We start from the raw sequence: 10,671 nt of genomic DNA on the forward strand, positions 1-10,671 counted from the left end.
TTCAATCTAAATACCTTACACCAGCAATAATTGATTGCTCAGGATCGTTTAAATTTGTAATACCTAATTCTTTTCCTGTTCTTGGTAAAACTTGCATTAAGCCTAATGCACCAGCATAAGATATTCAACGATTAATGAGAAGGGCAACATGCCTCCTATTACACTCAAATAACTTGCTTAGGCTACTTTTTTGCTACCAGTAAATAGCGTTTATTTTTTAATATACACAGATAAGCGTAGTACTCTCTTATCGTTAATGCGAGTGATTTCCATTCTTTGTAGTGCATAGTTTATTTAGCCACCTAACTGGAGGTGTTATTATACTAAGTAATACGACAGAAATTATTCAGTAGACAATATAGAGCAAAATGTTTGAGGCTTATGACCGCAATGTCGGATAAAACGACAGATGGATAGGTAGTATTGAGGACAAAGAATACTATTTCTATTGCTCAATTCACCGATATTCCTTAATATGTTGGTAACAAACATAATCAAGGAATAATAATAATGAACAAAAGTGAATTGATAGAGAAAATCGCCGAAGGCGCAGACATTACAAAAGCTTCTGCTGGTCGTGCCTTAGATAGTTTAATTGGCTCTATAACAACCGAACTTGCTAATGGTGGTGATGTTGCATTAGTTGGTTTTGGTACTTACAAAGTAAATGACCGTGCTGCTCGTACTGGTCGTAATCCTCAAACAGGTGCAGAGATCCAAATTTCTGCGGCAAAAGTACCTGCTTTTAAAGCTGGGAAAGCATTAAAAGATGCTGTTAACGGTTAGTCATTTCAGGTCACAATTGCCTCTTAATACAGAGCGTAAATTTGTGACCTACTACCTATATATCTTCATAATCTAACCCTTTGTGATCCTTTATAACTTCACTTGTCTGAGCGCACAGGCGAAGTTAGATATAACTCACTTCTAACTTCTTTTTTATTCAAATTAAAGTATGAGACCAATGGCATTTTGACCATGAAAAAGCTGCCATACTTAATAGTCCCTATCAAAGGAGAGCTATCATGTATCAAATAATTCCTTATATTCCAAAACCAAGCTGGAATAAAGATAAACTTGTTGGACAAAAGTTACTGCTAAAGCTTGAAGAAATATGCTCAATTCGTACAAGGTTGGATATTAGTAATAATTTCCGCGAGCTAACTATGTTCAATTTGGCACTCGACTGTAAACTTCGAGCATGCGACTTTCTAAAATAGAAAGTCAGAGATATAGCTCACGGAACAACAGTGCAGTCGCGAGCAATATGCACACCGTCACCTTTTAACGACAAGGTATTAATCATTGGCGATACAATACCCCCGTATCATTGTGGCTAACTTGGATTAAAAGCCGTGATAAACCATGCACTTGAAGGCGCCCAGATTGTTCCATCGTTTCGTTCAAACTTGGCAATAACATCGGCCAAACCCTTCTCAACTTGTCCCTTTAGGCGCTGTCCTTCTTCACCGGCAAGACGAATTATTTCACCTGCGGGACCAATCTCAAGGGCAAATTGAATTGCTTCATCCAAATTACGACCAATACATATTTCAGAGTCAAACCGTTCAAACTGAATACGCTCAAAACCTACTGCCTTTAGCATGTCACTGACCATATCAGGGCCTGCCATTGAAAATGGACCAGGTCCACAATGCACAGCATCAGTTTCATCATGAGAAACTACTGGCACAATATTTCTTACACACATTTCAGCATCATGTAGCCAAGGGTTTGCTTCTCTTTTACGCCACACCACTTGCGTAAACTTACCACCAGGTTTTAGTGATAGGCGGATATTTTTCATCGCTAGGCTTGGCATATTAAAAAACATAGTACCAAAGCGGGCAAATGCTTGATCATATGGACCTGATAAATCATCAACCTCAATATCAGCAACAAAAAATTTTGTATTGTTAAGGGCTTCTTGTTCAGCTAAAAGGTTACATTGCTGAATAAAGTTACTAGCACAATCAACACCAGAAGCGATACCTTTATCGCCAATTAACTTGGCTATACGAACCGTGCAATCACCAAATCCGCAGCCAACATCTAATATTTTTGAACCAACTGGTGGAGGATGCCGTTCAAAAACTTGTTCACTAATTGCCGCATAGCCTTCAACAAAGAGATATTTAAATCGTGTGAATTTGTCAAATAACACCGTATTCCATGCTTCTATTACTACCTCATTGGTCATTTTAATTCTCCTTTTTATAAATTAGTCCACTGCATTGTAAAAAGACTGTTATTCAAGTGTAGACTATTTATCCATTGAGAGCCTTGAGCTAGTAATAGAGCTTTACAAGCTTTTTTTATCGGTTAAATAAACAGAGTTTAGTAATAAGTAGAATAAATGTCATTTTTCGGAAATCTAAAATGTGCTTGTGAAGGCCATTAACTAATGCCTTAGTCTTGGCTATCACTTTCTGTGGCTATGTGCCCCAGTATAACTTCAATTGTCTATATAATAGTCCATACTATAATGTGTAGACATGCACTCATTTTGTTAATGGCTCAAGATAAACTCCCACTGATTAAGACCTTTTTTCATAATCCAGTTTTAGTCAAAATGCCTTTATTAACGAGTTGGGCTAACACATCAGCACATTTGACCTTTAAATGTTCTCTAAGCAGTCGAACTGCCGGTGTAATTGTTTGTCTACTAGGGCAGATAAGCCATAGTTCAGTCGATCTAGCTTCAAATTTGGATAATAGCGGAACGACTTTCTCGCTAAGTAAATCATGTGACATATCTAAACAAGATTTTGCTGCGATCCCTTTACCACTGACGCACCAACGCCTAACCAGTTCAGCATCATTTGAAGTACGATTACTTTGTATTTTTACTTTAATAGATTCACCTCGATGAGAGAATTCCCAAACATCATAAATAATGTCATGAAGCTGATACAAAAGTCCATTATGGGTTGTTAAATCATTCGGGTGTTTAGGTAACCCATATTTTTCTAGGTACTCAGCTGTTGCACAAACCACACGCGGCACATTACAAATCTTAAAGCCATAGAGGTTAGGATCATTTGGAGAGCCATAACGCAACGCGATATCGACAGGGTCACGATAGAAATCAACATTACTATCACTGATATGAAGTTTTATACGAATACCTGTATGTGCTTGCATAAATTCATCAAGCCAAGGTAAAATCAAGTTTCGGCCTAAATCAGACGGAACTGAAATTCTTAATTCTCCATCAATAATATCTAAATCATCTTTAACGTTTTGCTGGGCTTGGTCGAGCATTTGTAATGCTTGCTCGCAATTGGGAATGTACTTTTCACCCGCAACAGAAAGTCTTAAACGTCGAGTCGTTCGTATAAATAACTCAACTCCCAGCGCACGTTCAACCCGTTTAATTGCCGCACTGGCTGTTGCTGTACGCATATCTAAACTTTCTGCGGCGGCGGTAATGCTGCGAAATTCAGCAACCTTTAAAATAACATTAAGGTCTTCTAAAAGCATGATTGTCAAATAATAATTGATAAAGATTCAATCATTATGCTGTTTCCATCTGATCAATCAAGTTATATTATTACTCCCAAGTTAACTGTGAACATTAACTATCAATTTTAGCTATCAATTTTAGATACACAGGAGAATAACCATGAAAGCAATTGGCTACACGCAATCATTATCTATCAGCGACCCATTATCTTTAATAGATATTGAGCTACCGCAACCTACCGCATCAGGTCATGACTTGTTAGTGAGAATTAAGTCGATTGCTGTTAATCCAGTTGATTGTAAAATTCGTCAAAATGTTGTACCAGAAGGTGATGATTACAAAGTACTTGGTTGGGATGCTGTTGGTGAAGTGGTTGCAATAGGTGAATCAGTAAATAATTTTAAGCCTGGAGATAGGGTGTTTTATGCAGGTGACTTAAATCGGCAGGGTAGTAATGCAGAATATCAATTAGTTGATGAACGTATTGTCGGTAATAAGCCAAAAAGTTTATCTGATAGAGAAGCTGCTGCATTACCATTAACAACGATTACTGCTTGGGAATTATTATTTGAGCGATTGGCCGTGCCACAACAGCACCCTGACACAAAAGAACAGTCAACTGATGTGATTTTGATTATTGGTGCAGCAGGTGGTGTAGGCTCAATTTTAGTTCAATTAGCGAGTGCATTAACCGGTGCAACAGTTATCGCTACCGCCTCTCGTGAAAGCTCGTCAAATTGGGTAAAGAAACTTGGCGCTGATTATGTAATTGATCACTCCAAATCATTACAGAAACAAATTGAGCATCTAAATATTGGACAAGTAACGCATGTTGCCAGCTTAACCCACACCGATTCATATCTAGATAGCTATGTTGAGCTGTTAGCTCCAATGGGGAAAATTGCATTAATTGATGACCCTAAATCAATTGATATCACTAAACTTAAACAGAAAAGTTTGTCACTGCATTGGGAATTTATGTTCACCCGATCAATGTTCAAAACAAAAGATATCAACGAACAACATCACTTACTGAACAAGGTTTCTGATTTGATTGACCAAGGTTATATCCAAACTACGGTCGGTAAAACATTAGGAACAATTAATGCTAAAAATTTAAGAGCTGCCCATAAAGAGATTGAATCAGGTAAATCAATTGGAAAAATCGTATTAGAAGGCTTTTAATGGGTTAATTCTATATTTTGAAGTGGCTAGGTATACACGTTACTTTTTTGAGGTTGGTAATAATAAGTATTTTTCATTTAAACTAATGAAAACCCAAACTAATACAGTAGGAAAAACTACTAAAAAAAGATACTTAGCGTATAGCAAGGGCACTAAGACTGAACTAGTAATTAACAAGGCATAGAGACAAAACATACCTTTATGCCTTTTTGCTAATGAAAAAGCAGCAACAAAGTTTCCAACTATCCCTAAATTGTCTAAACGGGCAATTAAACACGGTAGTAGACCAACAACCATAGATAAAAGTGCAAACACCCAAGCAAGCACAAAGTTAAAGCAATAAAACTCAAAGGTCATATCACCTCTGGCTTGTGTTTGTATATCAAAGGCTTTGGCAAGAAATGAGTTTTGATCAACATAGATACTATACAAAGCAATAGCATCGGTAATCCAAATGAGAAAGAAGAGAAACTGCACCACACAGACTAAACCGATATTTGCGAGTAAGTCGCTAAAATGAAAAGTATCTCTTTTTCCTTCTTTGTTAAGGAGTAGGGGGTGTAAGACTAAGCTCACTAAAGGAATAAATAGAACAAAGCCTGCGCAAAAAGAAATATACATGGTGTTAAAATCATAAGCGCCAAGATAAAATTGAATAACTTGTGCGATAAAGAAGATCACTAAACTTGTAAAAAACACCAAAGCGTAACTCATGATTTTTTCACTTGAGAAACGCGATAGGCTCAAAGACTCTGACACTATATCCACCAATAAATTATTTGATTAAAAGGTCATTTTAGCTCAACTAACAAGTTAATCTATTGATGTGAAATAAGACAAAAGCAAAGGTGTGTATTTCTTTTGCTTAGTATCGGCTTTCTTGGTGTCGCTTTATTCTTCGGGTGTTTATTTTACCGTCTTCGACAAAGCTAGAACTTGTATACCAAATTAGTCAATCTAAATTGGGTGTAGATCCTTTGTGACGACAGAAAATAAGGTAAGATCCTTTTATTTCAGTGAGTTACCTTTAACATAAAATAACAAAAAGGCCATATTGTGGTAGTTATTAACCGCGAAGAAAAATAAACACCCCAAAAAGCCTCTTATGACTCCAGCTTTACGGTAATTCTTTCGATTTTTCATTCTTTTCTGATGCGAAGCAGCAGCTAAATACTATGATCACTCATTTAAGTGCGGATTTACCGCTTACTCAAGAGCATGGCACCGTCGACAGTTGTGCTAAGTACTTGCTGAATAATAAAAAAGGCTGAAGTATGATGAGGCCTTGGTTGCAGGTTTCCCTATAGCCAGCGGTATTATTGAAGTAGCCTGTCGCCACCTAATTAATGATAGATTAGATATAACAGGAGCTCGCTGGGGCTGAAAGGAGCAGAGGCGTTACTTAAGCTGAGATCGTTAAAATCAAGCGGTGATTTTGATGAGTACTGGGACTTCCATAAACAGCAATCGAAAAAGCGTCTTTATACAATCAATTCACTCGCTCGAGGTAGCTTAGTAATAGGTCGTCGTTTTAAAAGAACTACACCCAAATCTTTATAAACGTGTTATTGAAGGCGCAAATCGTCGATTAAGGCCAGTACTAATGACAGCGCCAACCGCCATGTTTGGATTACTGCCATTAGTTTTTGCAACAGGCCCTGGCGCTGAAATTGAAAAACCTTTAGCGATAGTTGTTATTGGCGGGTTGATAACATCCACGATTACTACACTGTATGTATTACCTATATTTTACTGCTGGTTGGAGAAAAAAATGACTGAAGTATTAATGTTTACATTAAATGTGCCGACAAGCCTAAAAGATGAGATAATTGATCAATTAATTAGCTTGCCAAACCTTTCGGGATTTAACTTACAAAAGATAAGCGGCTATAGTAAAGAATACAGCTTATTTGATATATCTGAACAAGTTGAAGGTTACAAAGCTTTTTTTCAATTTGAAGTGCTTATCGCGTCAAGTGAGGTTAGTAAGCTAAAAGAATGTCTGAAGCCTGTTTACCAGCCAGCAAAATTAAGGTATTGGTTAACACCCGTTATAGAAAATGGTCATTTTTAATACTATTTACGACAAAAAAGAGAGGTTAATATGGATATCAAACGAGAACAAATTTTTGTATGGAGTCGTAACATAAGGTTATTTCATTGGATAAATGTAATAGCGATAACGTTACTTATTTGTATAGGATTAATCATTTTAAATGCGAAATTATTTGGTGTTAGTACCGATGGAAAAATTCTCTTAAAAACGTTACATGTAAGCGTAGGATATGTTTTTGCGGTCAACTTACTTTTTAGAATAATTATCGGTTTTATAGGTAAAGCACACGAACGATGGAGTAAAGTGTTACCCTTTAATAAAGGCTTTTCACAAGAGTTAGTTGAATTTAAGGAGCAGAAAAAATCAGCTTATAAAGGGCATAATCCTGCAGGAAAATTAATGGTGTTGGCATTGTTATTTTTAATGCTCGTTCAAATGGTTTCAGGTCTGGTGATTGCTGGCACAGACATTTATTATCCACCTTTTGGAGGATACTTTGCCGAGAGTATTGCAATAGATAAACAAAATATTGAAGCAATTAAGCCTTACTCAAAAGTGAATGTTGATGAAACAGCTTACAAAGCAATGAGGGATATACGAAAACCATTCATTACAGCCCATGTTTATGCATTTTATTGTTTTCTTTTTCTTATTCCATTGCACATTATAGGTGTTATCGTCGCTGAAAGAAGAGAAAAAACTGCATTGGTTTCTGCCATGATTACTGGCTATAAGTACCTTCCAAAAGATGATCCAAAGTAGGGCGGTATTCTAAGGTTTTAAAAAATCAGGATTACTGTTAAACGGCGTAGGATAGTTGGCTAAATGTGCGAGGTACGAGCACAGCAAGCTTTTATGTGTCCGACTTAATTTCCCAGAAAGACAGGCTGATCTATAAGTTTGAAGCGCTTGTTATAACTCAATATTATCCAAACCAAGCAATTGACGACTATTACGTAAAGTTAGTATTTTAATCTCATTCTCAATTTTATAGATAATACGATAACTACCAAATATTACTTCACGATAATTTGAACCTAACAACTCTGGTACTTTTCGAGCCAATTCAGGTTGAGAACCAAGTAAATCAGTACGATCAAAAACATCATTTACCCATTTATCTGCCGCAGATGGTTTATCAAGAGCAATAAACTTTGCTGTTGCTTATAATTTCTCTAATGCTAATGGAGACCAAACTACTTTCAAGACTTAATACTCTGCAATATTTTTGTGCGGGCATCTGAATTAGAAATACCTAACCCAGCAGAAAGTTGAGCCTCTGCTTCTTGAACTTCTTCAAGTAATTCAATTTTTTCCTGCATCGCTTCATATTCTGAGACATCAATAACTACAGCTACACCTTTTCCTCTCTGGGTGATAACAATTGGCCGTCTTGTTTTATTAATTTGTCGTATAAATGAAGCCGCTCCAGCCCTAAAATCTGATAAGGGTTGAATATCTTTATCAAAATGAAGTCTACTCATGGTGATACCTTTAGTTGTACTTTAAATAGTACTGGTTATAGGAAGAATTAGAAATAAACACAAGCCTTTGATTTTGAGTTATAACGCCCACTTAAGCGGACAGAAATAGTTGGCTAAAATAGTGTAGCGAAGCGAAACATAGCCAACTGTTACGTGTCCTTGTTGATTTTCTTGTTAGCACTATATACTTCTATTGCCTCATCTTCTGCAAAATACCATATTTTATCAAATTGAACATTTTTTCTATTTGATAAAATATATTTTATAGTTGAAATTACTACATCATTTGGTAATGCTAATTCTAAATCATCATAAAGTAATAATTGAATTGGTTCTTTAACCAGATATTTTTTTTCTAACTTTGCATGCAGTATTCTATTCGTGCTGTCTTCCCCCCAAACCTCATTGGTATTGTTTGAACAATCAAGGAATGGTTTAGCGGACTCTTTAGTATAATTTCTAGCTAACTCAAAATAAGTAACCTTCCCATCAAAATTACAGACTAAATCAGGCTTGGGAGGAAAGCATTTAACAACACCAGATACTTCAATATGAGATAATTTAGAACAGAACTGATTAAACACCTCTATTTCATAAAGTCCTTTATCTGATTCTGAACTCATGTATTACCTATAGTGCTAACGCCCCAATAATGGGCTAAAAATTGTTGGTTATAATGTGGAGCGAAGCGGAACCTAACCAACTGTTTTAGTTCCGTTTAAACGCCTTGTTAGCAGTTACTTATACAAGCTTTCAACGTATTTAAGGGTTGGTTCTTCAAGTAGATCCTGAGGATGATCTCCCCCAAAAGTTAACCACTTGCTTTTGCCTGTGTACGTTGTATTCCCGATCTCTTTTTGGGTCTTTGAATCGTAAGTAATGATTTGAATTTCTACTTTGTCCGATTTTCCAGACCATTCCGTAGCCCTATCTTCCCAATGCAGGATAATAGGTTGTACAAAGTAACCATATGCATTCGGATCAATAGACTCTAAACACTCCTGACCTTTACAATCAGTAGTAATAGTTACTTTAGAAGCGTTCTTAGAAAAGGCACTTCTAACTGTATTTGCTGTCATTCGACCAGAATTTCTATATTCCGTTTGATCATACCAACCATTTTCTGGTGTTGAGATTAAAACAGCTACGCTTTGATCTAATTTAACTTCTGGCGACTAGAATTCATTATGCTTATAAGATGAACTACAACCTGAAAGAAATATTATTGCAGTTCCGAACATTACCAAATTACGATTCATATCTTTACTCCAGTGATACTGCTAACGCCTCGTTAAAAGCCAACTGTTTTTTTGTCCTTGTTTAATTTCTTATAGCACTTTTCACTGTAGTTATTAATATTGCGCTTCATTGCTTTACTATGCAACCCGTCACCTTTGTTTATGCGGTTTTGGTTGTGATTAACAAATTTACTTAATTGCATTCTTGGTACTGTAAAATCACTATTGTTAAAAATCATACTGTTATTTTTTATATGAAATATAGAACTAATATTTTTATTGCTATCTACGAATACAAGCTTATCGTATGAGCAAAGATTTTCAGATGTTTGGGTTGTAGCATTAGTGGTAAGAATAGTCGTTGAAACTAAATTTTTCAGTTTATGGAACACTTCAAAATTAGCATATAAAACAGCTGATCTTGTTTGGCTGTCTACCCAGTAAATTATTTGCGTGTCATCTAATGTAGATGAATCAAATAGGGTGTCATCGTTTGCTATACACCCAAAAGTTATTAATACAAAAAAAACTAGTTTTTTCATTTTACTCCCCATGTTAGAAATGTTCACCGTAATTCAGTGTGCTTATAACGACCGCATAAGGGTCTGATAATAGTTTGCTAAAATGTGTAGCGAAGCGAAACGTAGCCAACTGTTACGTGTCCTTGTTAATTTGCTTGTTATATGCCCTTTACAATACGCATTAGAGTGCGCATACTTAATTCAATAACTACTTGGAGACATATTATGCAAGCATTATACGATTTTGACGCCCCCAAAAAAGCGACAAATCTTAGTCTAAATAGTGACTTACTAAAAAGAACAAGAGCACTTAACATTAATTTATCTGCAACTTTAGAGCAAGCATTAAAAGATAAATTAAAAAGTATTGAAGCTAAAAAATGGGTAAAAGAAAATAAAAATGCCATACAAGCCTACAATGACTTTGTAGATGATAATGGATGTTTTGGTGATGAATTTAGAGAATTTTAATGTCGCAATTTGATGTATATATAAATCCAAGTAAAAAAAGCCGTGAAGCATACCCGTATATTATTGATATTCAGAATGCCTTAATTAGCGATATTACAACAAGAATTGTGATTCCTTTGGGGATGTTGGTGCCGGCGTAAATCCGCCACTATTTGCCGCATAATAATTTACCGTTCAGAAGGCTCTATTACCAATTTTTTGAACTAATCAACTCGATGACTAAAATGGCAATTCATCATTGAAATGGTCG

Annotated in this window: 13 protein-coding genes and 4 pseudogenes; 8 read left to right on the plus strand and 9 right to left on the minus strand. The window is 35.9% G+C overall.

Going from position 1 to position 10,671, the window contains the following annotated elements:
• Nucleotide 1 precedes the first annotated feature (1 nt).
• A complete protein-coding gene (locus tag DWA31_RS17640; protein WP_114327566.1) occupies nucleotides 2-97 on the minus strand; it encodes a hypothetical protein in 96 nt (31 codons plus the stop codon).
• 413 nt (nucleotides 98-510) lie between these two features.
• Between DWA31_RS17640 and DWA31_RS15980 the strand changes: the two genes are divergently transcribed.
• On the plus strand, nucleotides 511-786 hold the full coding sequence (locus DWA31_RS15980) for an HU family DNA-binding protein (RefSeq protein WP_114327567.1): 276 nt from the start codon (nucleotides 511-513) through the stop codon (nucleotides 784-786).
• A gap of 550 nt (nucleotides 787-1,336) precedes the next feature.
• On the opposite strand, the gene DWA31_RS15990 is transcribed toward DWA31_RS15980, so the two are convergent.
• Both DWA31_RS15990 and DWA31_RS15995 read right to left on the minus strand, forming a co-directional pair.
• Nucleotides 1,337-2,200, minus strand: coding sequence for a methyltransferase domain-containing protein (locus tag DWA31_RS15990; protein ID WP_114327569.1), 864 nt, complete (start codon nucleotides 2,198-2,200; stop codon nucleotides 1,337-1,339).
• A gap of 350 nt (nucleotides 2,201-2,550) precedes the next feature.
• On the minus strand, nucleotides 2,551-3,483 hold the full coding sequence (locus tag DWA31_RS15995; RefSeq protein ID WP_114327580.1) for a LysR family transcriptional regulator: 933 nt from the start codon (nucleotides 3,481-3,483) through the stop codon (nucleotides 2,551-2,553).
• A gap of 142 nt (nucleotides 3,484-3,625) precedes the next feature.
• On the opposite strand from DWA31_RS15995, the gene DWA31_RS16000 reads away from it, so the two are divergent.
• The gene (locus tag DWA31_RS16000) at nucleotides 3,626-4,651 is read left to right on the plus strand and encodes a zinc-binding alcohol dehydrogenase family protein (protein WP_114327570.1); all 1,026 of its coding nucleotides are present in this window, start codon (nucleotides 3,626-3,628) and stop codon (nucleotides 4,649-4,651) included.
• 39 nt (nucleotides 4,652-4,690) lie between these two features.
• Here the strand turns inward: DWA31_RS16000 and DWA31_RS16005 are convergent, their stop codons facing one another.
• Nucleotides 4,691-5,410 (minus strand): hypothetical protein, encoded by a 720-nt coding sequence (locus tag DWA31_RS16005; protein WP_136038008.1) that lies wholly within the window; start codon nucleotides 5,408-5,410, stop codon nucleotides 4,691-4,693.
• 467 nt (nucleotides 5,411-5,877) lie between these two features.
• On the opposite strand from DWA31_RS16005, the pseudogene DWA31_RS17645 reads away from it, so the two are divergent.
• From DWA31_RS17645 to DWA31_RS16020, 4 genes and pseudogenes are all read left to right on the plus strand, one after another.
• A pseudogene (locus DWA31_RS17645) lies at nucleotides 5,878-6,211 on the plus strand (ISKra4 family transposase); the annotation flags it as partial.
• Nucleotides 6,201-6,422, plus strand: a pseudogene (locus DWA31_RS16010) (efflux RND transporter permease subunit); the annotation flags it as partial. The pseudogenes DWA31_RS17645 and DWA31_RS16010, both read left to right, overlap by 11 nt.
• Nucleotides 6,423-6,434: 12 nt before the next feature.
• Nucleotides 6,435-6,725: pseudogene (locus DWA31_RS16015) on the plus strand (DUF3240 family protein); the annotation flags it as partial.
• A gap of 30 nt (nucleotides 6,726-6,755) precedes the next feature.
• Nucleotides 6,756-7,469, plus strand: a complete 714-nt coding sequence (locus DWA31_RS16020) for a cytochrome b/b6 domain-containing protein (RefSeq protein ID WP_114327572.1) — start codon at nucleotides 6,756-6,758, stop codon at nucleotides 7,467-7,469.
• Between the two features lie 150 nt (nucleotides 7,470-7,619).
• Here the strand turns inward: DWA31_RS16020 and DWA31_RS16025 are convergent, their stop codons facing one another.
• The 5 genes and pseudogenes from DWA31_RS16025 to DWA31_RS16045 all read right to left on the minus strand — a co-directional run bounded on the left by DWA31_RS16025 (nucleotide 7,620) and on the right by DWA31_RS16045 (nucleotide 9,971).
• Complete coding sequence (locus tag DWA31_RS16025) at nucleotides 7,620-7,856, minus strand: type II toxin-antitoxin system RelE/ParE family toxin (RefSeq protein WP_168427377.1); 237 nt, start codon at nucleotides 7,854-7,856, stop codon at nucleotides 7,620-7,622.
• Nucleotides 7,857-7,909: 53 nt separating this feature from the next.
• Nucleotides 7,910-8,191 (minus strand): type II toxin-antitoxin system Phd/YefM family antitoxin, encoded by a 282-nt coding sequence (locus tag DWA31_RS16030; RefSeq protein WP_114327573.1) that lies wholly within the window; start codon nucleotides 8,189-8,191, stop codon nucleotides 7,910-7,912.
• A gap of 149 nt (nucleotides 8,192-8,340) precedes the next feature.
• The gene (locus tag DWA31_RS16035) at nucleotides 8,341-8,814 is read right to left on the minus strand and encodes a hypothetical protein (RefSeq protein WP_114327574.1); all 474 of its coding nucleotides are present in this window, start codon (nucleotides 8,812-8,814) and stop codon (nucleotides 8,341-8,343) included.
• Nucleotides 8,815-8,928: 114 nt separating this feature from the next.
• Nucleotides 8,929-9,342: pseudogene (locus DWA31_RS16040) on the minus strand (DUF4823 domain-containing protein); the annotation flags it as partial.
• A gap of 140 nt (nucleotides 9,343-9,482) precedes the next feature.
• On the minus strand, nucleotides 9,483-9,971 hold the full coding sequence (locus tag DWA31_RS16045; protein ID WP_114327575.1) for an SMI1/KNR4 family protein: 489 nt from the start codon (nucleotides 9,969-9,971) through the stop codon (nucleotides 9,483-9,485).
• Between the two features lie 204 nt (nucleotides 9,972-10,175).
• Between DWA31_RS16045 and DWA31_RS16050 the strand changes: the two genes are divergently transcribed.
• Both DWA31_RS16050 and DWA31_RS16055 read left to right on the plus strand, forming a co-directional pair.
• Entirely contained in the window at nucleotides 10,176-10,421 is a 246-nt protein-coding gene (locus DWA31_RS16050) for a type II toxin-antitoxin system CcdA family antitoxin (protein WP_114327576.1), read from the plus strand.
• Entirely contained in the window at nucleotides 10,421-10,561 is a 141-nt protein-coding gene (locus tag DWA31_RS16055) for a CcdB family protein (RefSeq protein WP_114327577.1), read from the plus strand. Before DWA31_RS16050 ends, DWA31_RS16055 begins: the two co-directional genes overlap by 1 nt.
• Nucleotides 10,562-10,671: the final 110 nt, after the last annotated feature.

Origin of the sequence: Candidatus Colwellia aromaticivorans (assembly GCF_003333305.1) — a bacterium.
GTDB classification, from domain to species: Bacteria; Pseudomonadota; Gammaproteobacteria; order Enterobacterales; family Alteromonadaceae; genus Colwellia; species Colwellia aromaticivorans.